Below are 24049 nucleotides of genomic sequence, written 5' to 3'. Positions count from 1 at the left end.
CGCGCTGTCTATCCGACGTCGGCGCGTGTCGACACGGCCGGGGATTCATCGGGCTCGACGGCGCTTCGATGCACCCCGTCGAGGGACGGCACGCGCGACAGCCACGACGGCCAGTACCAGTTGTGACGACCCAGGATCTCCATCGTCGCGGGCACCAACAACATTCGCACCACCGTCGCATCGATGAACACTGCGGTGGCCAGCCCGAGCCCCATCGCCTTGAGGCCGCGGTCGTCGAAGAACACGAAGCTCGCGAACACACACACCATGATCGCGGCCGCGGCGGTGATCACTCGCGCCGTCTTCGCGAGGCCCTCGGTGACCGAGGTCGTCGGATCGCCGGTGGCCAGATAGCGTTCGCGGATTCGTGAAACCAGGAACACCTCGTAGTCCATCGCGAGACCGAAGGCGACGGCGAACAGCACGATCGGCACCCAGGCCTCGGTGGGACCGATCTTGCCGACCCCGATGAGTTCCATCCCCCAACCCCACTGGAACACCGCGACGATCACACCGAACGCGGCACCCAGCGAGAGCAGGTTCATCACGATCGCCTTGGTGGGGACGACAAGGGATCGAAAAGCCAACGCCAACAGCAGGAACGAGCAGATCAGCACTACCGCGACCATCAGCGGTAGCCGGTCGAGGGTGAGTTCGGCGAAGTCGCTGCCGCCGACGGCGGCGCCGGTGAGTTCCACCGGCAATCCGGATTCCGGGATGAGATCGGCTCGAATGCGATGCACCAGGTCCAGCGTCTCCGCATCCTGCGGGCCGGTCGTCGGCGTGACCGACAGCATCGCCACCGGAGTGCCGTCCACGCGACCCAGCGGGATCGGTGGACTCACCGTCGCGACCCCGTCGGTGCCCTCGAGCCGGGTGGCGAGTGCGTCGAGCTCGGCGACTCCCCCGGCGCCGTCAGGCAGTTCGGTGACCAGGTACAGCGGCCCGTTCGCGCCGGCACCGAAACCGCGGGCGAGATCGTCGTAGGCGATTCGGGTGGTGTCCTGCGCCGGCCGGTTGCCGGCATCGCCGAAGCCGAGTCGCAGGTCGAATGCCGGGATGGTCAGCACGATGAGGATCGCCAGGGCCACCAGCACCCCGCCCCATGGATGCCGCTGCACGGTCCGGCTCCAGCGTTGGGCCAGCGCGCCGTCGGCTCCGGGGCGGGTCCGCAATCCCGGAATCGCGAGCTTGTTGACGCGTGTGCCGATGATCGCGAGCAGCGCCGGCAACAGCGTGAGGGCGGCCAGCATCACCGCGAGCACACCGGCGCACCCGGCGAGGGTCATCGTTGGTCCGATCACTCCACCCTGGGTCAGCAGACCGGCGATGGCGATGGTGACCGTCGCCCCGGCGAAGGCGACCGATCGCCCGGCGGTGTTCATGGCGGCGAGCACCGCGTCGGGGACCGCGCAGCCATCGGCCAGGGCAGCGCGAAATCGCGTCAGGATGAGCAATGCGTAGTCGATGCCCACCCCGATTCCGAGCATTGCGGTAAGCGACACCGCAAAGCTCGGGGTATCGACCACGTTCTGCAATAGCAGGAGTACCGACGCGCCGACCCCGACACCGAACAGCGCCGTCACCAGGGGTAGTCCCGCGGCAATGACCGTCCCGAATGCGATGAGCAGGATGATCATCGCCAGACCGATGCCGATCGCCTCGCCCATGCCTGCCGGTGCCTCGTCGGCGAACCAGTCACCCGCGAAGTTCACACGGCTGTCCGGGGCATCGAACTGTGATGATGCATCCTTGATCTCGGCGACGAGATCCGCGCGCTCGCCATAAGATTGCGCTGGCACGGTCAGCGTGGTGTAGCCGACGGTGGCGTCCGAGGAGATCGCTGTGTCGCCGGTGACCTCGGCAGTGTAGAGGTCTGCCATCTGCGTGTCGGGATCGACGGCGGTGATCCGTTCACGGAACGCATCCACCTCGGCCCGGACCGCCGGGTTTCGCACGCCCCCGGGCACGGTCGGGGCGGTCGAGACAACGACGCGCGCCTCGTCGGCCGCCGATCCCCCGGCCGCGGCGTTGAGAGTGGCGAGCGCTCGGCCGGATTCGGTTCGTTCGTCGTCGGCGAAGTTCGTGATCGAGTCACCGCCGAAGATCCCTGCCAACACAACACAACTGACGAGCGCGACCGCCCACCCGGCCACCACCGACCAACGATTGCGAACCGTCCATCCCGCCACCGACGTGAACATGCATTGATGGTGACGTAGCGACTCCGCTCAGAGAATCAGGGAAACCACCCAAACTTTCCCTCGATATTCGTGGCTCACCCCTGACCCTTGTAGAACTGCCGCGCGGGAACACCCGCGAAAACCCGTGGAGAATCCGATTGGGCGGCGTTAGAGTGGGCATCGCGGCAGGCGATGGGTCCGCCGCCATGATCCAGGAGTGTGCGTTGATGACCGCCGGTAGGGCTGCCGAGTGCAGCGACTCATTCGTCCTCATTTCCCGGGCTCAATCCTGACTCGCACCACGAATCCTGCTCGTTCCGTCTGAGTTCGCCAGGCGTGGGTACCGACTCGGGAGGCCCCTCCGGCAAAGGTATCTCCCGTGTTTCCTGAACCCGAAACCCATCAACCCTCAACCCATTTCACTTCCGTTCCCGAGATGACCGTCGCCGACTTCGGTTGGGACACGAACCTCGAGAAGTCGTTCGCCGGCCACCGCGCCCACGGTTTGGTGCCGGCCCGGGTCGTGCGCGCCGAGCGTGGGCACTGCGACGTCGTCGCCGAGACCGGCCCGGTGCGGGCGGCAGCATCTCCCCCATCCACCGCAGCGGAATCGCTGACACCCTGCACCGGAGATTGGGTGGCACTCCGACCGTCCACCAGGACCGACACCGCGACAATCGTGGCGATCGTGCCGCGTCGGACCGCCGTGGTCCGAGCGTCCGCGGCGGGTACCTCACGGGGCCAGGTTTTGGCCGCCAATGTCGACACCGTTGTGGTGGTCGTCTCTCTCGCAGATCCGATCAAGCCAGGACGTATCGAACGGATACTGGCGCTGGCCTGGGAAAGCGGCGGCACTCCGGTGGTGGTGCTCACCAAGGCGGACCGATGCGCCGACGTCCCGCAGGCGTTGGACGAGGTGTCGGGCGTCGCGCCCGGGGTGCAGGTGCTGGTCACCAGCGCGACCAGAGGCGACGGTATGGACATCGTGGTCGGCGCGCTGGCGGGCACGGTCGTTCTGCTCGGACCGTCCGGAGTGGGCAAGTCCACTCTGGGCAACTGTCTGCTTGGCGAGAACCGGTTGGCGACCGGGGCGGCGCGCAGCAGTGACGGCAAGGGCCGCCACACCACCGCCTGGCGGGAGTTGTTGCCACTGCCCACGGGCGGAGTCCTCCTGGACACCCCTGGACTGCGGGGTGTTGGTGTTCTTGGGGTCGACGAGGGGCTCGACCAGACCTTCTCCGAGATCGTCGAACTGGCCGGCGACTGCCGATTCACCGACTGCGCACACACCGTCGAGCCAGGGTGCGCCGTCCTGACAGCCGTGGATTCCGGCGAAATCCCCCAGCGCCGCCTCGACAGCTACCGTCGACTTCTCCGCGAGAACGCCTACGTCGCCTCCCGTTCCGACGCCCGCCTTCGCGCTGAGCGGGAACGACACAACAAGAAGGAGATCGCGCGCATGCGACGAGCCATCAAGCGCCGGTCGGGCAACCGTCACCGCTGAGCACGTCGGCGACCACCCGGTCACTGCATGGGGACCGGCGCCGGCTTCCGGTCGCGAATCAGCCTCTCCCCAAGGTCGTAGTCGTCGTCGGCGTTGTGTGTCAGCACGCCGACGACGGCTTCGTCGGCCTCGTACCAGACGGTGAAACCCGAGCCGTGGTCGACGAGTCGACTGCGGTCGTATCCGTCACCCCACGCGTGATATTTGAGGGTCTCGTCGCCGATGGTCGTCCAGAACCCAGGGACCTGCGACCAGGCCGCGTCAGCCCCTGCGGCACGCCGACCGGCGACCGCACCTTGATTGGTCGCATCCTGCCAGTGCTCGATGGCGATCGGGCGTCGCGCGGTGGTGTTGACGCCCAGTGCCACGTCGCCGGCCGCGAAGACGCCGTGCCAGGAGGTCTGCATCCCGGCGTCGACAACGATGCGGGAGTGCTTGACCTCGAGCCCGCCGGTCTCGGCGATAGCACTGTTGGGTGCGACGCCGGTGGCCGCGACGATGAGATCGGCGTGCACGGACACACCATCGTCGAGCACGACGCTGTCGCCGGTGATCTCCTGCACCCTGGTGTCTCCGACGAACCGAGTGCCGGCTTTCTCCACCAGCGCCGCCAATCTCTGACCGGTTTCGGCGCCGAGGCGTTTCTGCTGCGGGAACTCGTCTGGTGCAACCAATGTCACCGAAAGACCCTGCATCGCCAGCGATGCCGCTGCTTCGCACCCGATGAATCCGGCGCCGATGACCACCGCGGAATCTGCCCGACGCGCCGCATCTCGCAGTTGTATCGCGTCTCGCTGTGACCGCAGTATGTGCGCGAGATCTCCACCGGGCACCGGCGGCGGCGTCGGACTGGCACCGCACGCGAGGATCAGTTCGGTATAGGGGTACCGCGCGCCCGCCGCGACAACGACGCGCTGCTCGACCTCGATCGCGTCGACGCGCGTGCCCGTCAACAATTCCACGCCATGATCGGCACACCACTCGGCACCGTCCCTGCTGACGTCCTCGGTTCCGCCGCGCAAGAACTCCTTGCTGAGCGGTGGACGGAAGTAGGGCCGATCCACATCGGCAGTGAGCATCCGTACCGGCACATCGTCGCAATACTCGCGAAACGCCGCAGCGGCGGCGACGCCGGCAGGTCCGCTGCCGATCACGATCAACCCTCGGTCATTCACCTGATGCGGGTACCCAATCGGCCGGATGCCGACACGTTGTGACCAGACTCGACGAAAGCGTCTCGTATCCACGGTCGTACTGTGTCGTCACATCCGTACGACGATCTTTCCCCGGACATGGCCGGACTCGCTGCGCCGTTGGGCGGCCGCGGCCTCGGCGAGGTCGAAGACCTCCGCGATCTCGGGCACGAGTTCGCCCGCGTCGCCGAGGCGCGCGAGCTCGGTGAGGTCAGCGACGTCGGGGCGCACCCAGATGTAGTGACCGCCGAACTCGTCGCGCGCCCGGGCATCGGTGATCGAGGCGACCGTTCCGCCGTCACGAAGTACGTCGGGCACCGGGTCGAGCGCGTCGCCGCCGACATAGTCCAGGACCACGTCGACACCCTCGGGTGCCAACTCACGTACACGTTCGACGATGCCCTCACCGTAGGTGATGGCCTCTGCGCCCAGGCTGCGCAGATACTGGTGGTTGTCCTCCGATGCTGTGCCGATGATCCGCGCGCCGATCGATCGGGCGATCTGAACCGCGAACGACCCGACTCCACCCGCGGCAGCATGGATGAGGACCGTGTGGTCGTGCTGCACACCGGCGCGGTGGGTCGTCTGATATGCCGTAAGGCCGGCGAGAGGTACCGCAGCCGCCTGCTCGAACGACCAGGTGGCCGGCTTGTGTGCGAGGGTTCGGACCGGCGCTGCGACCAACTCGGCGAACGTGCCGCCGGCGACGGTCCCGCCCACCACATCTTTGCGGACGTAGCCGAACACCTCATCGCCAACGCGGAATTCGGGTGTGTCCAGGCCGACCTGTTCGACGACTCCGGCCACGTCCCAGCCCGGGATGACTGGGAATACGCTGTCCATGATCGGGTCGAGGTGTCCTTCTCGCACCTTCCAGTCGACGGGGTTCACGCTCGAGGCATGGACTCGCACCAGCACTGAGTCCGGCCCGACTTTGGGCTCGGGCAATTCGGTGAGCTCCAAGACATCAGGCCCGCCGAAGCGGGAGTACGTGATCGCGCGCATGTTGGTGTCGATCCTCGCTTTCCAGTACAACAACAGCCAGAGGTAACGCCGAATGTGGATACCCACTGGACAAGAGTGCGACACATTGCACGAGAACGAGCGTCGAGCCGTGACGCGCACTCGAACCGCTCCCGGCGAATCGGATTGTCCGGCCGAGGACTTGGTGGGTTGTAGTCGCGGATCTGCCGCTGTGGCACCGAACGTGTCGTACCCCGTCGATACTCTGGATTTGTTCGATGACGCCGCGCCGGTGCCGCATCCTCCGATGCTGGTGGACCGTTGTTGTCGGATCCCATCGTTAGCCTGACTGTAGTTCCTGATTCGTTGGCCGCCGCCGTCTCAAAAGAAGGGTCGTCTGGTGTTCTCCTTCACCGATCACGACGCCGATGACACCGTGTTGTCGGCGCCGCTCGATGGTGTCGCCGAACAGATGGCCTACGCCGAGGGTGTGCGCGACACGCTGCGCTTGAGCCGCCAATCCGAGGCCCGCACCGTGCTCGGTGCCGGCATGATCGGCGACCGCGCCTACAACGACCGCATGAACGGACAAGGCCCACACGCCAACTCCAGCTCCCACACCACAGCCCACAAATACGCCATCGGCGAGATCTCCCTGCAACTGGGCATCACCCGCGGCAAAGCCGGCGAATGGGCCTCACTGGCGCACATGCTGGCCGACCTGCCCAAAATCCGGTTGGCCTACCTCGCCGGAGACTTCAGCACCCACCGCGTCACCGAACTGGCCACCAGCTCGCAGACCGCCCCCAAAGGCAACCTGCGACCACGCCTCAACGACATCCTCGACGAAGCGCTCGGCCCCCGACCCACCCCCACGACAACAGATGACGAACCCGCCACAGACGGGCAGACCGGCGCCCACGACGACGCGAGCACCGACGACACGGATACGGGTGACGACCCGGGCTCCACGGACGACACAGTTGACGAGAAGACACCCGAGGATCCGGCCGACGCGCCCGTCGATTTCGAAGACATCGCCCTGGAACTGGCCTACCGGCCCACCCCCGACACCGTGCTGCGCGACGAACTCGACAGCGCACTGATCAGTCTGGACCCCGACGCCCATGCCCAGGCCCGCGAAGACGTGGCTCAAGCCTTCCAGAACGTCACCTTCGCCAAAGAAGCCTTCGGCCACATGCAAATGTCGGCCTGCCTGAGCGCCGAACACGCCATCCACCTCCAACACCGCATCGCCGACCTCATCGCCGAACGGGTCTGCCGCCGCGACCCGCGCCGCGTCGGACACCGACGCGCCATCGCCCTCGCCGAAATCCACAGCGTCCCCGACGTGCGCCTGGACTGCGAGTGCGGCTACGACACCTGCACCGCCCGCACCCGCAAGCGGGCCGCCGACGCGACCCCGTCGGTGGCGGTCGACGACAACGCGATCACACCCGAGACCACGGCCACGCACGGCCCGACCATGCCAGCGACGACCACGCCCGAAACGACACCGCCCGAAACGACATCGGCCGAAGCGACATCGGCCGAAGCGCCCAGAGAACAGCCCGGCATCGATGAAGCCGGTGTCGGTGAGGACAGCGCCCGCGGGTGCGAGATACGAGTGGGCGACGCCGAAAGTTGCACGGGCGATACTGTTCTCACCGACGATACCGCGCTCGAACCGTCGTCCCGGGATGGGTCGGCAGCCGACTGTTCGCGCGCCGGCAACTCAGACGACGTCACATCCCCTACAGCCGAGCCATCCCCTTGTGACGATCCCCGCGGCCGCCGCGCCGAGTGTCGTCGTCCCGAACCCGTCGAAGCACTGGGTAGGGACGACACTCCAGTCCACGATCCGCTCGGCGCCCGCCCGAGTGGCACCCACCCAGAAACTGCCACGCCAATCCTGACCTGTCCCGAGACCCTGGCGGTCGGCGACGCTCTGCGTGCACGGCTGCGACGAGCACACGCAGGCCTCTGCAGACCGTCGGCGACACCGCGCGCCGGAGTGATGTACCTCTATCGCGACCGACGCTGCCGACACCCCTAGAAGCTGCCCCCTCGGGGCGAGGGGTATCAGCGAACACGAGATTTCAACCGACTTCCCGCAGGCCGGCAACTGGATTATGCGTCCCCGCAGTTCCGCACGGATCAAGGCGCGCGTTCCCCGCCACCGGAGGAGATTGCGGTCCGGATCAGCGGCAGTTCGGCGACGTCCCGAGCACCGTGCACAGCGCGTTGAGCGATTCGGGCTGCGCCCGGTAGTAGACGTTCATCCCGCGTCGCTCTGGGGTCACCATGCCTGCCTTACGGAGTTGGCCGAGGTGATGGCTGGTGGTGGCCTCGGTCAGCCCGAGGCCGGTCGCGAGGTCACATGTGCAGATCCCATCCGCGTTGTCGGCGAGAAGAATCGACAGCAACTTGATGCGTGCCGGATCTGCGAGCGCTTTGAGTCGCAGTGCGATCTCGAGGGCAGTCGCGTCGTCGACGGGGGCCGCGGAGACGGGTGTGCAACATATTGGCGCGCTGACATCGATGACGGGCAGAGACTTCGGCATCCACTCACCCTACCCGGTGTATTGACATATGTCGAAAAGGTGGCACTCTGGATTCTGTCCGGTAATTCGATATATGTCTCACTCCAGATTGGTGGTAGGTCATGTCCCGCATGCAACTCGCTCTGAACGTCGACGATGTGGATCAAGCTGTCGAGTTCTACTCGAAGCTGTTCGACACTGCACCGGCGAAGCTCAAGCCGGGATACGCGAACTTCGCCATCGCCGATCCGCCGTTGAAGCTGGTACTTCTGGAGAACCCCGGGCGGGGTGGCTCGATCAACCATCTGGGCGTGGAAGTCGAGACGAGTGAGCAGGTGCATGCCGAGATCGAGCGGCTCTCGAGCGCAGGTCTTTTCACCGACGAGGAGATGAACACCACCTGTTGTTTCGCCACGCAGGACAAGGTGTGGGTGACCGGCCCGGGTGAGGAGAAGTGGGAGGTCTACACCGTGCTCGCCGACGCCGATCGGTTCGGTGACAGCCCGAAACAGTTGGCGCACAACGATTCGAGGCAGGCCGGCCCGGCGCAGAACGACGTCACGGAGCAGATCACTTGCGATTCGGTCTGTTGCAGTAGCGACGCCGTGGCCGCCGACAGCTCGGCCGATACCCGGGCCGCGTGTTGCTGACCTGATGAGTGGAGCGGATGCCCGCGGTGGCGGCCATCTGCTCCACCGCCCGGATCAGGAAGCGAGTCGTCGCGACAGGTCTTTGATCCGATCGATCAACTCGTCGCGGATGCGTCTCATCCTTTCGATCCCGTCGATGCCGTGCAACGACGGTTCGTCGATTTCCCACACCTCGACCACGATGCCTTCCGGTGCATCGATCACGGCCGACGTTCCGACCATGACAGTCATGTCCACGGATCGCATGAGTTCGTCGGTGAGTTGACGAGGTGTATGTCCGGTGATGTCGGCGCCGACCTTGGCGAGCGCCTCCGCCGACAGATCATTGGGCGCAGCACCGATCTTGGCCGCGGTTCCCGCCGAGGAAGCGGCGATGGATCCTCCGACGAACGTCCGTGCAAGGCCTTCGGCCATCACCGATTTGCCCCGATTGCTGACACAGACGAACAGCACCGACCGCGGTTGACTCACCGCGAGGCCTGCTTGCCGGCGGTGTCGAACTCTTCGAGGAGTTCGACGACCAGCTCGCGAATTCGGTCTCGGATCGGCCGCACCGCGTCGACCCCTTTGCCGGCGGGGTCGTCGAGAGCCCAATCGCGGTAACGCACACCGGGAAACACCGGACACGCGTCGCCGCAGCCCATGGTGATGACCACGTCGGAGGTTTCCACCGTCTCCGAAGTCAGGATCTTGGGTGATTGGGCCGAGATGTCGATGCCGAGCTCGGCCATCGCATCGACGGCGGCAGGATTGATGGTCTCGGCGGGCGCAGACCCGGCCGAGCGGACTTCAATCCGATCGCCGGCCAGCGCCGCGACGAAGCCCGCCGCCATCTGGGAGCGGCCGGCGTTGTGAATACAGACGAACAGCACGCTGGGCCGTTGCTCAGCCGGCTTCTCAGACATCGCGAACAGACTCCTTCGGTTGATCCAGGGACGGCTGGCGCAGATCAGTGAAGCGGTTGCGCAGGGCGAGTGAGACATAGACGAGCGCCACCAACACCGGGACCTCGATCAGCGGCCCGATCACTCCGGCCAGCGCCTGACCGGACGAAGCGCCGTAGGTGGCGATCGCGACCGCGATCGCAAGTTCGAAGTTGTTGCCCGCGGCGGTGAACGCCAATGTGGTGGTGCGCGCATAGCCCAGGCCCATCACCGCGCCGAGGACGAAACCGCCGCCCCACATCACCGCGAAGTAGATCAACAACGGCACCGCGATTCGCACCACATCCCACGGCTGGGAGGTGATCTGTTCGCCCTGCAATGCGAACAGGATGACGATCGTGAACAGCAGTCCGTACAGTGCCCACGGTCCCAGTCGCGGCAGGAACGTGCTCTCGTACCATTCCCGGCCCTTGGCGCGTTCCCCTAGACGGCGGGTCACGAAGCCGGCGAGCAGCGGGATGCCGAGGAAGATCAGTACCGATTTGGCGATCTGCCAAGGGGAGGTATCGATCGTGGTCTGCTCCAGTCCGAGCCATCCGGGCAGCACCGAGAGATAGAACCAGCCGAGGACGGCGAACATGATGACCTGGAAGATCGAGTTCAACGCGACGAGGACGGCGGCCGCCTCGCGATCGCCGCAGGCGAGGTCGTTCCAGATGATGACCATCGCGATACATCTCGCGAGCCCCACGATGATCAAACCCGTGCGGTACTCCGGGAGATCCGGTAACAGCAGCCACGCCAACGTGAACATCAGCGCCGGGCCGATTACCCAGTTCAACACCAGAGAGCCGATCAGAAGGCGCCGGTCTCCGGTCACCGAGTCCAGTCGGTCGTACCGGACCTTGGCCAGGACCGGGTACATCATGATCAGCAAGCCGAGGGCGATCGGCAGTGATATTCCGTCGATCTCCACCGCTGCGAGCGCGTCGCCGAGACCGGGGACGCCCCGACCGAGCAGCAGGCCGGCCACCATCGCCGCCCCGATCCAGACCGGCAGAAATCGATCCACGACCGACAACCGTCCGGCGACTGCGGTGTCTGTCGCGCTCACTCGGCAACCTCACACGATGTCGGCTCTCCCACCACGGCCGCGAGGTCGCTCAGCACGGCGGCGAGCTGTGCCAAAGCGTCGGAGTTGACGCGGTAGTACACCCACGTGGCGCGTCGTTCGCTGGTCACCAGTCCGGCTTCCCGCAGCACCTTGAGGTGATGTGAGATCGTCGGCTGCGACAGATCGAAAGGACCCGAGATGTCACAGACGCACGCTTCGCCACCGGGCGAGGCGGCGACCTCGCCGAGGAGGCGCAGCCGCACGGGATCCCCGAGCGCCTTCAGCGCCGGCGCCCACGACCCCGCCCGTTCCGGGGTCATACCGCCCCCGATGGCGGTCAGGGCAAGCTCTTGATTCGACATGCGTCAATATTCACATACGTCGAAGTAAGGGGTCAATGTGCTGAAGCCAAAGTTCATCATGACGTCATTCGCGCAGCTGCGGTCACCCCCATTGAGTAGCCGTCGTAGTGGGCGGCCCGCCCGGTAGGACGCGGGGGCCGAGAAAATAGACGATGTCGAGCGCGGTCATGACCGCCAATCGGCGTTCGCCGGGCGGGTGCCCGAGCAATTCGGTCGCCTTGCCGACGCGTTGCAAGATGGTGTTGCGATGCGTGTGCAGGCGTTCCGCCGTTGTCGACGCGTTGTCGGCCTCGGACAGATACACCCGCAGCGTTGTGCGCAGACGGTCGGCACGCTCGCCGTCGGCGGCGAGTGCACCCAGCGTGTCGGAGACGAACTGACTGGCGGCCCGTTCGTCACGCGCCAGAGCCGCGATGGGTGCGATGTCACCGAAGGTGACCAGACGGTCGCCACCCGCATTCTCGGCGACCAGTTGCTCGACGACCAGGGCGTCCGCGTGCGACGACCGGAATCCCGCTAGCCCCCAACGGGTGGGCCCGACGGCAACTCGTACGCCCGTGGGTGCCGCATTTGCCGCATCGCGGAGGCGATCGACGGTTGCGTCGCCTTCCCTCGGTAACCACGCCCACATCGTGCGAACGCCTGCGGAGATGTTCAGCGGTGGTCGAGCCCCCAAGGCACGGGCCAGAGATGCCGCAACCGATTCCAGGGTGCCGTCATCGCCGACCGGATCGTCGAGCCACAACACCACTGCGGTGTGGTCACGTGCGACCTCGTAGCCCAGCCGTCCCGTCGCGACCCGCTCGTCGATCGGTGCGCCGTCCAAGATCAGCCGGACGGTCTCGGTCCGCCGGGCGAGTGCGCCCCCGAGCATCTCTTCGCGCAGTCGTTGCGCCTCGGCCACCAGATCGAGCAGGACCCGGTCGACATAGGTGAACATCGCCTCGGCGAATCGCTCGATGACGGCGACGAGTTCCGGGCCCGGGGGCACGACCATCGGCGCGATCTGCATGAAACGCTGCCACACCGCGGTCTGTCCTCGCCGGTACGACTGAAACATCACATCGAGCTCCAGCCCACGGCGCACAACTGTGCGCAGGATCTCGCGAGCCTCGGTCGGCGGTGTGTCCGGCAGTGGGCCGCTCGGGTCGTCACGCAGGTTTCGCAGTACATTCTCGATGTTGGCCCGATTGCTCGCAGACATCTCCTCGGTGATGGCACGATCTGCGGCGAGACTGGGCACGATCTCGGAAACGGACTCATTCATCGCGTCGACCAGATCGTCGAGTTCCTCGAGCATGCGCCCGGCGATGTCGCTGATCAGTGAGACGTCGACATCAGCCATCAACCCAGCATATGTCGGATCTTCCATAGAGGGACGCAATCAATGTGTGAACCACCATAGATCGCGGTCCTTGGTTCCCATACCGTGATGACGGTCACGATCGACGGAGATCACAAAGGAGCCTTGCGATGGTCCCCACCACACCGCCCACCGACACCGACACCGACACCGACTTTGACGTCGTCATCATCGGCGCCGGTATCTCCGGCATCGGAGCCGCCTACCATCTCAAGACAAAGCGTCCGTCCACGTCGTTTGCGATCCTCGAGGGTCGTTCGGCACTCGGTGGTACCTGGGACCTCTTCCGGTACCCCGGCATCCGCTCCGATTCGGACATGCCATCCTTCGGATTCGGTTTCAAGCCGTGGACACACCGACAGTCCATCGCCGACGCGCACGTCATTCTCGATTACCTGAACGAGGCCGTCGACGAGAACGGCATCCGCGCGCACATCCGCTACAACGCCAAGGTTGACGGCGCCGACTTCGACTCGGTTACCGGACGTTGGACGATCCGCACCACCGACGCCGAGACCGGCGACCCCATCACGTACACAGCGCGATTCATCTACTCCGGGACCGGTTACTACAACTACGAGGCGGGCTACACACCTGAGTTCCCGGGCCGTGACACCTTCCGCGGCCAGGTCATCCACCCCCAGCACTGGCCCGACGATCTCGATTACACAGGTAAGAAGGTGGTGGTGATCGGCAGCGGCGCCACCGCGGTCACCCTGATCCCGGCGATGGCCGCACAGGCCGCCCACGTCACGATGTTGCAGCGCTCCCCGAGTTATGTCCTGTCCCTGCCCGGCGAAGACGTGATCGCGAACACGATGAACAAGCTGGTCGGGCCCGACAAGGCCTACCGAATCATCCGGCGCAAGAACATCGCACTCAACCGGGGCATCTTCAAGGCGAGCAAGCGCGCGCCGAAGGTCGTTCGCAAGCTGCTGATGGCCGACGTGAAGCGGCGCCTACCCAAGGGCTACGACGTCGACACACATTTCAACCCGAGCTACGACCCGTGGGATCAGCGACTGTGCATGGTGCCCAACGGTGATCTGTTCACTGCGATCTCATCCGGTAAGGCCTCGGTGGTCACCGACCACATCGATGCCTTCACCGAGACCGGCATCGCGCTGACATCGGGACAGCACCTCGATGCCGACATCATCGTCACCGCCACCGGTCTCGACATCATGCCGTTCGGCGGCATCGACCTGAGCGTCGACGGCGAGCAGGTCGATGTGTCCGACACGGTCGTGTACAAGGCGATGATGCTCAGTGGTGTCCCCAATTTCGTGTTCGCGATCGGATACACCAACATCGCCTGGACCTTGAAGGTGGACCTCATCTGCACCCACATGATGCGGCTCCTCGCTCACATGGACGAGCACGGTATGGACGTCGTGACCCCCGTGCTGACCGACTCGACGATGGAGCGTACTCCGCTGCTCGACATGAGCTCGGGGTACGTGCAGCGCCGTATCGGGACGTTTCCGAAGGCCGGAACCGCCGGACCGTGGACCGTCAAGATGGCTTACGAGGCCGACATCGAGCGTCTCGAGCACGGCCCGGTCGCCGACCCCGCGCTGAAGTTCGAGTCGACTCGGCTCGAGACCGCCGCTGTCGCATCATGAGTGCCCTGCGTTCCGACATCACGTTCACCAGCCATGGGGTGCGCTGTGCCGCATGGCATGTGCGAGCCACCTCCGATGGCCTCGCCAGGAAAGGGAGGCGGCCGTGTGTGGTGATCGGACACGGCTTCGGCGGAACGCGTGACACCGCCTTGCTCGATTTCGCGGAGGGTTTCGCCGACGCCGGCATCGACTCGCTCGTATTCGACTACCGCGGCTTCGGCGCGTCCGACGGCACACCTCGCCAAGCCGTGTCCTACCGGAGGCAGCGTCAGGACTACCACGCCGCCGTCGACGCGGCCCGCCGGCTGCGGAGTGTCGACCCCGACCGGATCGCGCTCTGGGGCACCTCCTACTCAGGTGGCCACGTCCTTGCCGTCGCGGCAGTCGACCCGCGGGTCGCCGCGGTGGTGTCACTCGTGCCTGCACCTGACGGCGCGGCGGCGGTGTGGCAGATCGCTCGCTGCGCCGGACCGGTTGCGCCGCTCAAGCTGATCGGCCACGGACTGCGGGACGTGCTTCAGACGCTGACCGGCGGCTCGCCGCATCAGATCCCGCTGGCTGCGCAGCCGGGCTCGCTCGCTGTGCTCGCCGCTCCCGGCGCGCTGGAGGGTTATGAGGCCATCGGTGGCCCCACTTGGCGCAATGAGGTGTGTGCGCGAACCTCGCTGGAGGTTGCGTTCAACCGGCCGGTCACACACGCGCCGAAGATCACCTGTCCGACGCTCGTGCAGATCGGCAGCGAGGACCGAGTGGCTCCCCCACACGCCGCCCGCAGGGCGGCCCGTCGCGCCGGCGGCCCAACCACCGTGCTGGAGTATCCCGTCGACCACTTCGATGTGTATCTCGGTCCGTGGCAGCAGAAGGCGCTCGCAGACGAAGTCGATTTCTTGGTCGGTGCATTGGCGTGACGCCGGCGATCGCGCTTGACAGTGATGCTGCAACAAGTGATAAGCGACGCGTGCGAAGTCGCAGGCGCCTTGGGGTTCATGCGAGAAGCTGGAGCTGGCGGCCCACCTGCTCATCGAGTTCACACATCGGCAGCCGCACCGGCGCACGACTCGGGAGGTGCGGTCAGGCGTTGATCGGCTCTACCCGAGACACTCGGCGTGTGCCGTGCGTCGGCATAGTGAAGGACATACACTCACCGCAGCGGAGCCGCCCGGCGTAACGAACCAGCCGACCGGATCAGGTCTCTGGGTTCGACGAAAGGTGGCGCAGGGTGTCGGTGGCGGCGCGCATCGACGGCTTCCAGCGTCGCTACCCCAAGACGGGGTATCCCCTCGCTGTCGCGTACAAATTCTTCGACGATCAGGGCGGCTACCTTGCCGCACTGATCACCTACTACGGCTTCATCTCGCTGTTCCCGCTGATGCTGGTGTTCACCTCGGTGCTCGGTTATGTCCTCGAGGGCAATCCTGAACTCCAGAGGCAGATCGTCGATTCGGCGCTCTCGCAGATCCCGGTGGTCGGTGAACAGCTGGGCGAGCAGGGCCAACTCAGCGGGTCGGCGACCGCGGTGACCATCGGTGTGGTGAGTGCGATCTATGGTGCGCTCGGGGTGTCCGTCGCCATCCAGAATGCGATGAACATCGTGTGGGCGGTGCCGCGCAACGAACGACCCAATCCGATCCAGGCGCGACTCAAGGGTGCGATGTTGCTGTCGACGGTGGGGCTGGCGGTCATCGGACTGACCGTCCTCAACGGTGTCATTGCGTCCATCGACCTCGTCGGTAACGGTCGTGTGCTGGCGATCGTGGGGCCGGTGATCCTGTATGCGGGGGTCTTCGTGGTCGGATTCCGGTTCGGCACCGCCCGCGACGTGAGTGTTCGTGACGTGCTGCCCGGCGCGATCGTCGCCGCGATCGCATGGCAGGCGTTGCAGACCTTTGGCAGCGTGTTCGTCCAACGCGTCATCGCAAACGCCAGCGCCACCAACGGGGTGTTCGCCGTTGTGCTGGGTCTGCTCGCCTTTCTGTACCTGGCATCGGTGATGGCCGTGGTGTGCATGGAGATCAACGCAGTGCGCGTGGATCGCCTGTACCCGCGGTCGCTGTTGACGCCGTTCACCGACAACGTGGTACTGACCCGGGGTGATCGAGCCGCGTATCAGGCACAAGCGCAGGCGCAGCGCCACAAAGGATTCCAGGAGATCGATGTGAAGTTCGGTCGGCACGAGCGTGACGACGCGCGATCCCACGACGACTCGCCGCCGGAGGAACCGTGACGTGAGTTCGGCGCGGCGGAGACGACTCGACCCGGTTACGCCGCACTGTGGTGTGGCACGCTGTGACATTCTGGGAATGTGACGACATCTGACGACATCGGCGGCGTACGGTACGACACTTTCCACGGGCTCGACGCGGTCGTGGTGGAGACACCGCAGGCGGTCGCCGTGATCTCCCTGTTCGGTGGGCAGGTCGTGTCATTCCTCCCGGCGGACGCTACCGCCGACGTCATCTGGCTGTCTCCCCTGCTCGCCGCACCGCCCACCCCGATTCGAGGCGGCGTGCCACTGTGTTGGCCGTACTTCGCGCGCGAGGGACAGCCCGACGATGCGCCGTCACACGGATACGCCCGCACCGCGCGGTGGGATGTGATCGGTGGGCGGGCAAACGGATCCGAGGGTGTCGAGCTCGTATTGGCACCGCAGGAGATCCCCGAAACACTTCTGCAGGCGCAGCTGACCGTGCGAGTGGGTGCCGCCCTGGAACATGAACTACGCACGCACAATCCGAGTTCCGAACCGGTGACGATGACCGAGGCCTTCCACAACTACTTCCGGGTGGCAGACGTCGGGTCGGTACGGGTCGGCGGCCTGGACGGGCTGAGCTACCTCGACAAGTTCGATGGTATGAGATCGCATGCTCAGCAAGGCGATTGGGTGCTACCTGGCGATGACCCGCGTAGCGACCGGGTTTACCCCGCAGCGGGCGGGCGGTACCGGCTCATAGATCCCGGGCTGGGACGGGTGATCGAGGTGACCGTGCGCGGTGGTCGGAGCGCGGTCGTGTGGAACCCCGGTGAGTACGGCGCTGCGGGTATGACCGACGTCGGTCCGCACTGGCATGAGTTTCTGTGTGTCGAGGCGGCCAACGCCGGTCCGGACTCGATCGTCGTGCCGGCCGGCGGCACCCACACACTGAGCCAGACGATCTCGGTCAGTGCCCGATGACGCCGCGGCTACTGCGAGACATCACACTCCTTGGTGTAGGACACGTCGATGATCACCTGGACCTCGTCGGCGACCTTGAGTGAACCCATCATCAGAGAGTATGGGCGCACGCCGAAGTCGGTCTGCGCGAGGATGGTCTCCGACCTGATGTCCCATCGATCATCGGTCTCCGTGACCAGCAGTTCGACGGCCTGGGCGCGGCGTCTTCCGTGGACGGTTAGGGTCCCGTGGGCACGGAAACCCTCATCGGTCGCGGTGATCGCCTCCGCGACAAAATTGATCTCGCCGAACTTGTCCGCTTCCAACGACTTCAGCGCATTGACCCGGGCCACCGCTCGCTCGGCGCCCGTCATTGGCGTCAGTCCGCCGGTGCCGGAGACGACCGTGAGCGAGTCGACCAGCACGACCGCCTCGAGCCCGGCCGGCACCCCGGCCGCCCAGGTGACGTCGGCCGACCACTCGCGCATCTCGATGATCAGGCGGTGGCCGGCACGGGCCGCACGACCGGCGACATCGGTGTACACGGTTACCGAACCCGAGGACGCGGTCAGATGCCAGGTCGTGTCCGTCACGGGTGCCAGCCTACGGGTCGACCATGGGTCTGCGGGGCCACAAACCTGCGCACCCGGCCAATATGGGCGTCTGGCCACACGCGCCTCGGCGGGCCCCGTAGCATCGCGCCGATGAATGAAGACAGGATCACGCTCTCCATCGATGATGCCGGCGTCGCGCAGGTCACCCTGAATCGGGCGGACAAGCACAATGCGCTCGACGGGGCGATGTTCGACGCCCTGCTGGAGGTCACGTCCACTCTGCGCGACGAGCGGCGGGTGCGTGCGGTCGTTGTGCACGGAGCCGGCAAGAGCTTTTGTTCGGGACTCGACATCACCAGTCTCGGTCAGGGCGGTGGTGCGTCGTCATTGCTGGACCGCGACGACGACAGCATCGCCAATCGGGCACAGCGCGTGTCCGTCGACTGGGCGTCGGTACCCGCCCCGGTCATCGCGGCGATCACCGGCAACTGTTTCGGTGGTGGGCTGCAGATCGCGCTCGGTGCCGACATCCGGTACTCGGCCCCCGACGCCCGGCTGTCGATCATGGAGATCAAGTGGGGGCTGGTCCCCGACATGGGTATCACCCAGGCCCTCCCGCGGCTTCTCCCGGCGGATGTTGCGAAGGAGCTGACCTTCACCGGTCGGATCGTCTCGGGAACCGAGGCGCAGGCGATGGGGCTGGTGACGCGCGCTGTCTCCGATCCGCTGACCGTGGCACTCGAACTCGCCCACGAGATCGCGGCGAAGTCGCCCCACGCGATCCGTGCCGCGAAGAACCTCTACGACCGCACGTGGTCGGGGGCAGATTCGGCGGCCGCACTGAGACTCGAGAGCGAGCTGCAAGTGGGCCTGATGGGTTCGCCCAATCAGCTCGAAGCGGTGCATGCCGGTATGGCGCGGCGCGCGCCGGTCTTTGCCGACCCGGACTGACGGATCCGTTGTGGCCGAAGACGGCTCGTCACGCCGATCCGCCACCCAGCCGTGCCAGACGATCCAGGCCGGCCGGTGAGCACTCGGCGAGCAGGGCGAGTGCCGCACGGATCTCCGGGGTGTCGCGCACCGACGGGTCGATGCGCGACGGGTTCAGCGCGCATCGGTCGGCCGACGCGGCGATATCGGTTTCGGCAGTGAAGGTCCGGCTGGCGACGCTGCCGCGTGACTGCATGTGAATCCAGTCACGCGGGTTGTCGGACAGCCGATTCGGCGGACACAGCCGGTTGCGTTCGCGGTCGTCGTCGCGGGTGGCCGCGACATAGCCGGCGAGGGCCGCGTTGAAGCACGGGAAGCCGGCCCGGATCGGTTGCAGTCGGATCCGGTCGGTGCCGAAGATCGGAACGAGTGGCGGATAACGCAGGCCCGACGCCGCGCAGTGCACCACCACGGAATCCGGCGGCAGGTTCACCGACCCACGCTCCAGAACGATCTCGTGCGCGGTGACCGCGCGGATGTGTCCGAGCCGCACCACCCGTTCGATGGTCCGCAGCAGGTCCAGTTCCCATTCGGCGAGCGTCGGAGCCTTCGCCATCGTCGGGATCACTCCCTGGTCGATCCGAAGCATCACACCGGCGTCCTCGAGCCGCGCAAACAGGTCGTCGCTGGAGGCGGCCTGCGCGGCAGCGGTCATCATGTCCGTGGCCAAGCGCAGTGCAACCAGCGGATCGGGCTGCACCACAGACCGATTCAACATCCACGGTTCGCGCGGGCGGACCCACATGATGCGGTCGGGATCGACATCGTGGCCGAGCAACCACACGATGGCGTCGGTGGCCGTCTTCCCCGCACCCGCGATGACGAAGTGACCGGGCGCCTCGGACAGTCGTGCCAGTTCGCCGACCGGGATGACCGGCACATCGTCGGCGACGGTGAACGGGGCCGCAGTGGTGGCCGGGATCGTCGGCGCGGAGTACGTCGCATCCACCACCCGGCGGCGGACATCGATCGAGCACGTGCGACCGGAGACCCGCGACGTGACCAGTTGGGTGCCGTCAGCACAGTGATGGTCACTGGTCGGGAGAAAGGTGACCTGCCCCGAAGCGACCAGTCGTCGCACGACGTCGTCGAAGTAGGCGACGATCTCGGACTGTCGAGCGCGTTCGCCGAGCCCCGCTCCGGACCGCCCTGCTGGACGGCGCCGGTGCCCAATACTGTGGATGCCACCCCGTAGAAGACCGACGCCTGATGCAGTTGCACGAAGGGGTAAGCGTCGAGCCAATGCCCGCCGGCCGTGTGCCGGCGATCGACGAGGGTGACGTGTACGTCGGAATGAGCCACCAGCGCGTCGGTGAACGCCATCCCCATCGCGCCTGCACCGACGACCAGGTAGTCGGTGCTCAGTGTTGCGTCCACCATGGTGTGCCTTCCTGCCACCCGACACGAGCGCTGGTCTGTGCGGATCGTATCCGAGAACGTCCATGTGACGCCGACGCTTGACCTTGACACCGTGACAACCTGTTGGATGGTCGGTGAAGGAGGTGATCGTGATGATCACGAACGACCAGTACCACCAGGTGAGCGGCGCGTTTGACGCTGCGAGCGCGTCCACGCGGCTGAAGGCTGCGCTGACGGCGGGAACGAGTGCCGACGAGCGATTTCTGGACATCCTCGTGGCGCGCAGCGGGGTGGAGCCGGATTTCTTTGTCCGCGACATGATGACGTGGGCGTTGTGCAGGTTGCCATCCGGACCGGTGCGCGTCCGGCTTGTCGGCGAGCTGACCTCCGACAATCCGCGCGCACGCGCTCAGGCCCTGCATACGCTGTCCAAGATCGGTGATCCACAGGTGTTCTCGAACGTCGCCGCGATGATCCACGACCGCGACGACGAGGTGGCACGGACCGCCTGGCGGGCCGCGGTCTCGTTGGTCGACGGTCACGATGACGACGACGCACGCGCACTCGCCGCACAGCTGGGCATCGAGTTGGGGCGGGGAGATGACCAGCTGCAACTGAGTCTGTCGAGGGCGTTGTTGGCCCTGGGCGAGGCCGCGCAGCAGGTCGTGGCCGACGCCGCATCCCACGCGGACGAGCACGTCCGCGCGCACGCTGCGTCAACCGAACGCCTGATCCGTGATCCGGATTCGGCATTCGTTCTGTCGGTCGACGCAGCCCGCCGGGTGTCGGTGGGTGCGCAAGCGTAGGCTGCGCAGATGCTGATCGGCGAGGTGGCGCAGCGCTGCGGTGTCAGTGCGCGGATGCTGCGCCACTATCACCGGTTGGGGCTGGTGGCCCCCACCGGCCGCACGACTGGCGGCTACCGCCAGTACTCGGCGGACGACGTGCGCCGGCTCTTCCACGTGGAGAGTCTGCGCACGCTGGGGCTGACGCTCGAGGAGGTGAAAGAGGCTCTCGCCGAACCAGATTTCTCCCCGGACGACCTCATCGACGACGTGATCTCCCGGACGCGCGAGCGGATCGAGGCCGAACGCCAGTTGCTGGCCCGCCTGGAACGGGTGCAACACCATGCACCGAACGACTGGGCGGACGTCGTACGTGTCGTCACCCAGGCCCGCGCATTGGAGTCCGACTCCGGTGCCCGACGTCAGCAGGCCGTGCTCGCACCCGCCGACGACATCGCGATCGCGGTCGACGATCTGGTGGCCGCGGTCCTCGCCGAGGCAGACGTGAATGTCGCCGGTGCTCTTCGTTGGGCTCTGGCGCGCACCGGTGTTCGTTCCCTCGACGGGTTGGTCACCGGCCTCCGATCGACCGAGGTGACCATCCGACGCCGTGCGGTCCTGGCCATCTCGGGCATCGACGTCGCGGAAGCGACGGCACCATTGCGCAGCGCTCTCGACGACGTCGATGTCGACGTTCGCGACCGCGCGGCCATCGCGCTGGCCCAGCGCGGCGATGCCGCCGGGGCGTCGGTGTTGGTCGCGATGGTGAACGCCGGGCGACGCGATGTCGAAGCGGCCGAGGCGCTGGGCTGTCTCAGCGCTCACGGTTGCACCGACGCCGCCCGGCTCCTCGGAGATGCCCTGGCGGCGGCGGACGCCGGATCACGACTGCGGATCACTCAGGCGCTCGGTGAGATTGACTCCCCGACGGCCGACGGGCTGCTCGTCGCGTTGACCACGGACCCGGACCGAACCGTCAGGGCGACCGCTGCGGTGATCCTCGACGCGCGCCCGCGTCGGTGACTACCTGTCTGCGCCGGCCACGAATGCGTCGATCTGGTTGATCGCGCTGGATGCACCTTCGACCATTCCCATCTCGAGGACTTTCTGCAGTCCCTCGGCGGTTTCGTAGGTGCTGGTGTAGGTGGCCACCGTACGACCGTCCTCGTCGCGGAATCGATAGACGTTTCTCGAGACCGGCAATGACTCGACCGGATTGAATTCGTCGTCGGCGAACCCGTCGTCGAAGGTCAGCTCGGTGGGTTCGTCGACGGTCTGGATCACCCAATAACCGGCGAACTTCTCCCCTTCCGGACTGGTCATGTAGTAGGTGACGCGGGCTCCGGGTTGCAGGCTGTGCTCGACGAAGGTCGCCGGATACGACGGCGGACCCCAGATCTTCTCCAGCTGACGAGGATCGGCATAGATCTGCCAGATCCGCTCGACCGGAGCGGCGAACTCCGCCGTGATGGTCAGGGTGCGGGTGTCGATGTCGTGAGACACATTGGTGACAGGCATGATTCAGTCCTTCGATGGTGTTTCGGTTTCGATCAGTTCGTCGATTCGCGCCACTCGGCCCCGCCATACCTGTTCGAGGTCGGTCAACAGGTCCGATACCGCGCGCACCGCTGACACGTCGCCGGATGCCAACTGTTCCCGGCCGCTGCGCCGTTTGACCAGCAGTCCTGCTCGTTCGAGCACGGCGACGTGCTTCTGCACCGCGGCGAAACTCATGTCGTACTTCGCCGCGAGCACCGAGACCGAATGCTCTCCTGCCAGCACCCGACGCATGATGTCGCGACGGGTGCGGTCGGAGAGCGCATGGAAGAGGGCGTCTGCTCGTTCCTCGTCCTCGTCGGTCACCTCTCAAACATACAACTAAGTGGTTGTATGTCAAGGGTGGAACGGGACGATTGCACACGCTCAGAGCCCCTCCACATGTCGCAAGGGCCCTGGGCGCCTGGTGCCGCGCGGTGAGGCGCTGCGGAGTCAGGAAACCGTCGTCGAGGTCGGCTCGGCCTCGAGCGATGTCGCCGCCGGCGTGGCTGTCCGATGTGCGGCGATCCGCAGGAGCCACACGGTCAGACCGAGTTCACCGACCACTGACGGCCCCGCGACGATCACCAGGAAGGTGTCGGCATAGGACGCGTAGTCGGCCAGCAGGATGTGTGCACCGGTGTCGACGATGTAGGCGACACCGGCCACTGCGAGCGCAACGGTCAGCCACCGGGGTGCGCCGGCGGAAACCGACATCAGGCGGGCCAACACGATCAGGTGGACACCGAACGCGGTCAACCCGATCAGCCACGTCATCTCGAACGAGCGCATTGCGAGCTGCACGTCCGCGGCCGTCGCTTCGGTGGAGTTCTCCGCTATCAGCAGGGCGGCCACCGCGAAGACCAGTCCGACACCGAGAAACACGGTGTAGGTGAGCCGCGCCCATGCGGCGAGGAGGGACAGATCTCGGTGGACCGGGCGGAACAGCACGTACAAAGCCCACGCAACGACGATGTCGACGAGGAACACGGCCGCAAACGCGATGATCCCCCACCTCAGCAGGCCTCCGTTCGCAGCGACTCCGTCGAGTGTCGCCTGCGCATCGGCGGGATCGAACACGCGCTCCAGCACGAAGAAGTTGGCGAACATGGCCAGGGCGAAGATGGCCAGATACCCCAGTCCGGCCCAGCGGGCCGCCGAACGTACGGAGGTTTCGTGGCGAGGTGTGCTCGGTGCGGTCATGGCGTGACTCCGATCGATGGGCGGCGAATCGACCTTACGGTGTATGGCTGAAGTCTGGATGACTGTACCCTTACGTTGTAAGTCTCG

The 24049-nt window shown here is 66.0% G+C and carries 24 protein-coding genes; 10 read left to right on the top strand and 14 right to left on the bottom strand.

What is annotated here, in order from left to right; translation table 11 throughout:
- Nucleotides 1–8 precede the first annotated feature (8 nt).
- Nucleotides 9–2204, bottom strand: coding sequence for an MMPL family transporter (locus ACIGKQ_RS20925; protein WP_396574828.1), 2196 nt, complete (start codon nucleotides 2202–2204; stop codon nucleotides 9–11).
- A gap of 415 nt (nucleotides 2205–2619) precedes the next feature.
- On the opposite strand from ACIGKQ_RS20925, the gene rsgA reads away from it, so the two are divergent.
- A complete protein-coding gene (gene rsgA / locus ACIGKQ_RS20920) occupies nucleotides 2620–3687 on the top strand; it encodes a ribosome small subunit-dependent GTPase A (RefSeq protein WP_328714440.1) in 1068 nt (355 codons plus the stop codon).
- Nucleotides 3688–3707: 20 nt separating this feature from the next.
- On the opposite strand, the gene ACIGKQ_RS20915 is transcribed toward rsgA, so the two are convergent.
- Complete coding sequence (locus ACIGKQ_RS20915; RefSeq protein WP_328714439.1) at nucleotides 3708–4862, bottom strand: FAD-dependent oxidoreductase; 1155 nt, start codon at nucleotides 4860–4862, stop codon at nucleotides 3708–3710.
- 87 nt (nucleotides 4863–4949) lie between these two features.
- The gene (locus ACIGKQ_RS20910; RefSeq protein ID WP_328714605.1) at nucleotides 4950–5885 is read right to left on the bottom strand and encodes an NADP-dependent oxidoreductase; all 936 of its coding nucleotides are present in this window, start codon (nucleotides 5883–5885) and stop codon (nucleotides 4950–4952) included.
- Between the two features lie 358 nt (nucleotides 5886–6243).
- Here ACIGKQ_RS20910 and ACIGKQ_RS20905 point away from each other — a divergent pair, with 358 nt between their 5' ends.
- On the top strand, nucleotides 6244–7899 hold the full coding sequence (locus ACIGKQ_RS20905; protein WP_396574827.1) for a hypothetical protein: 1656 nt from the start codon (nucleotides 6244–6246) through the stop codon (nucleotides 7897–7899).
- A gap of 145 nt (nucleotides 7900–8044) precedes the next feature.
- Here ACIGKQ_RS20905 and ACIGKQ_RS20900 read toward each other — a convergent pair whose 3' ends face one another.
- Nucleotides 8045–8407, bottom strand: coding sequence for an Rv2640c family ArsR-like transcriptional regulator (locus ACIGKQ_RS20900; protein ID WP_235726107.1), 363 nt, complete (start codon nucleotides 8405–8407; stop codon nucleotides 8045–8047).
- Nucleotides 8408–8508: 101 nt separating this feature from the next.
- Between ACIGKQ_RS20900 and ACIGKQ_RS20895 the strand changes: the two genes are divergently transcribed.
- Nucleotides 8509–9036, top strand: coding sequence for an ArsI/CadI family heavy metal resistance metalloenzyme (locus tag ACIGKQ_RS20895; protein WP_235726106.1), 528 nt, complete (start codon nucleotides 8509–8511; stop codon nucleotides 9034–9036).
- Nucleotides 9037–9090: 54 nt separating this feature from the next.
- On the opposite strand, the gene ACIGKQ_RS20890 is transcribed toward ACIGKQ_RS20895, so the two are convergent.
- From ACIGKQ_RS20890 to ACIGKQ_RS20870, 5 genes are all read right to left on the bottom strand, one after another.
- Nucleotides 9091–9507, bottom strand: coding sequence for a low molecular weight phosphatase family protein (locus tag ACIGKQ_RS20890; RefSeq protein ID WP_396574826.1), 417 nt, complete (start codon nucleotides 9505–9507; stop codon nucleotides 9091–9093).
- Nucleotides 9504–9941 (bottom strand): arsenate reductase ArsC, encoded by a 438-nt coding sequence (locus tag ACIGKQ_RS20885; protein ID WP_235726104.1) that lies wholly within the window; start codon nucleotides 9939–9941, stop codon nucleotides 9504–9506. The genes ACIGKQ_RS20890 and ACIGKQ_RS20885 overlap by 4 nt, the downstream gene beginning before the upstream one ends.
- The gene (gene arsB / locus ACIGKQ_RS20880; RefSeq protein ID WP_235726103.1) at nucleotides 9934–11034 is read right to left on the bottom strand and encodes an ACR3 family arsenite efflux transporter; all 1101 of its coding nucleotides are present in this window, start codon (nucleotides 11032–11034) and stop codon (nucleotides 9934–9936) included. Before arsB ends, ACIGKQ_RS20885 begins: the two co-directional genes overlap by 8 nt.
- The gene (locus ACIGKQ_RS20875) at nucleotides 11031–11396 is read right to left on the bottom strand and encodes an ArsR/SmtB family transcription factor (RefSeq protein WP_396574825.1); all 366 of its coding nucleotides are present in this window, start codon (nucleotides 11394–11396) and stop codon (nucleotides 11031–11033) included. The genes arsB and ACIGKQ_RS20875 overlap by 4 nt, the downstream gene beginning before the upstream one ends.
- A gap of 82 nt (nucleotides 11397–11478) precedes the next feature.
- A complete protein-coding gene (locus tag ACIGKQ_RS20870; protein ID WP_396574824.1) occupies nucleotides 11479–12741 on the bottom strand; it encodes a PucR family transcriptional regulator in 1263 nt (420 codons plus the stop codon).
- A 128-nt stretch (nucleotides 12742–12869) separates the two neighbouring features.
- On the opposite strand from ACIGKQ_RS20870, the gene ACIGKQ_RS20865 reads away from it, so the two are divergent.
- The 4 genes from ACIGKQ_RS20865 (at nucleotide 12870) to ACIGKQ_RS20850 (ending at nucleotide 17556) form a co-directional block, all read left to right on the top strand.
- A complete protein-coding gene (locus ACIGKQ_RS20865) occupies nucleotides 12870–14384 on the top strand; it encodes a flavin-containing monooxygenase (RefSeq protein ID WP_396574823.1) in 1515 nt (504 codons plus the stop codon).
- A 5-nt stretch (nucleotides 14385–14389) separates the two neighbouring features.
- Nucleotides 14390–15292 (top strand): alpha/beta hydrolase, encoded by a 903-nt coding sequence (locus ACIGKQ_RS20860; protein ID WP_396574841.1) that lies wholly within the window; start codon nucleotides 14390–14392, stop codon nucleotides 15290–15292.
- 311 nt (nucleotides 15293–15603) lie between these two features.
- Nucleotides 15604–16608 (top strand): YihY/virulence factor BrkB family protein, encoded by a 1005-nt coding sequence (locus ACIGKQ_RS20855; protein WP_396574822.1) that lies wholly within the window; start codon nucleotides 15604–15606, stop codon nucleotides 16606–16608.
- A 78-nt stretch (nucleotides 16609–16686) separates the two neighbouring features.
- Nucleotides 16687–17556: a D-hexose-6-phosphate mutarotase gene (locus ACIGKQ_RS20850; RefSeq protein ID WP_235726098.1), complete on the top strand. Its 870-nt coding sequence runs from the start codon at nucleotides 16687–16689 to the stop codon at nucleotides 17554–17556.
- A gap of 8 nt (nucleotides 17557–17564) precedes the next feature.
- On the opposite strand, the gene ACIGKQ_RS20845 is transcribed toward ACIGKQ_RS20850, so the two are convergent.
- Entirely contained in the window at nucleotides 17565–18128 is a 564-nt protein-coding gene (locus tag ACIGKQ_RS20845; protein ID WP_396574821.1) for a YceI family protein, read from the bottom strand.
- A gap of 111 nt (nucleotides 18129–18239) precedes the next feature.
- Here ACIGKQ_RS20845 and ACIGKQ_RS20840 point away from each other — a divergent pair, with 111 nt between their 5' ends.
- Nucleotides 18240–19040, top strand: coding sequence for a crotonase/enoyl-CoA hydratase family protein (locus ACIGKQ_RS20840; protein ID WP_396574820.1), 801 nt, complete (start codon nucleotides 18240–18242; stop codon nucleotides 19038–19040).
- Between the two features lie 28 nt (nucleotides 19041–19068).
- Here ACIGKQ_RS20840 and ACIGKQ_RS20835 read toward each other — a convergent pair whose 3' ends face one another.
- A complete protein-coding gene (locus ACIGKQ_RS20835) occupies nucleotides 19069–20160 on the bottom strand; it encodes a pyridine nucleotide-disulfide oxidoreductase (protein ID WP_396574842.1) in 1092 nt (363 codons plus the stop codon).
- 430 nt (nucleotides 20161–20590) lie between these two features.
- On the opposite strand from ACIGKQ_RS20835, the gene ACIGKQ_RS20830 reads away from it, so the two are divergent.
- Complete coding sequence (locus tag ACIGKQ_RS20830; protein ID WP_396574840.1) at nucleotides 20591–21244, top strand: HEAT repeat domain-containing protein; 654 nt, start codon at nucleotides 20591–20593, stop codon at nucleotides 21242–21244.
- Between the two features lie 9 nt (nucleotides 21245–21253).
- Nucleotides 21254–22246, top strand: a complete 993-nt coding sequence (locus ACIGKQ_RS20825) for a MerR family transcriptional regulator (RefSeq protein WP_396574819.1) — start codon at nucleotides 21254–21256, stop codon at nucleotides 22244–22246.
- On the opposite strand, the gene ACIGKQ_RS20820 is transcribed toward ACIGKQ_RS20825, so the two are convergent.
- The 3 genes from ACIGKQ_RS20820 to ACIGKQ_RS20810 form a co-directional block, all read right to left on the bottom strand.
- A complete protein-coding gene (locus tag ACIGKQ_RS20820; protein WP_235726093.1) occupies nucleotides 22247–22741 on the bottom strand; it encodes an SRPBCC domain-containing protein in 495 nt (164 codons plus the stop codon).
- A 3-nt stretch (nucleotides 22742–22744) separates the two neighbouring features.
- Nucleotides 22745–23086, bottom strand: a complete 342-nt coding sequence (locus ACIGKQ_RS20815) for a helix-turn-helix transcriptional regulator (RefSeq protein ID WP_266063332.1) — start codon at nucleotides 23084–23086, stop codon at nucleotides 22745–22747.
- A 126-nt stretch (nucleotides 23087–23212) separates the two neighbouring features.
- Nucleotides 23213–23962: a DUF4386 domain-containing protein gene (locus tag ACIGKQ_RS20810; RefSeq protein WP_396574818.1), complete on the bottom strand. Its 750-nt coding sequence runs from the start codon at nucleotides 23960–23962 to the stop codon at nucleotides 23213–23215.
- Between the last annotated feature and the right edge of the window lie 87 nt (nucleotides 23963–24049).

It is taken from the genome of Gordonia sp. NPDC062954 (genome assembly GCF_044543825.1).
Classification (GTDB): domain Bacteria; phylum Actinomycetota; class Actinomycetes; order Mycobacteriales; family Mycobacteriaceae; genus Gordonia; species Gordonia tangerina.
This window is presented reverse-complemented; position numbering and strand designations above follow the sequence as displayed.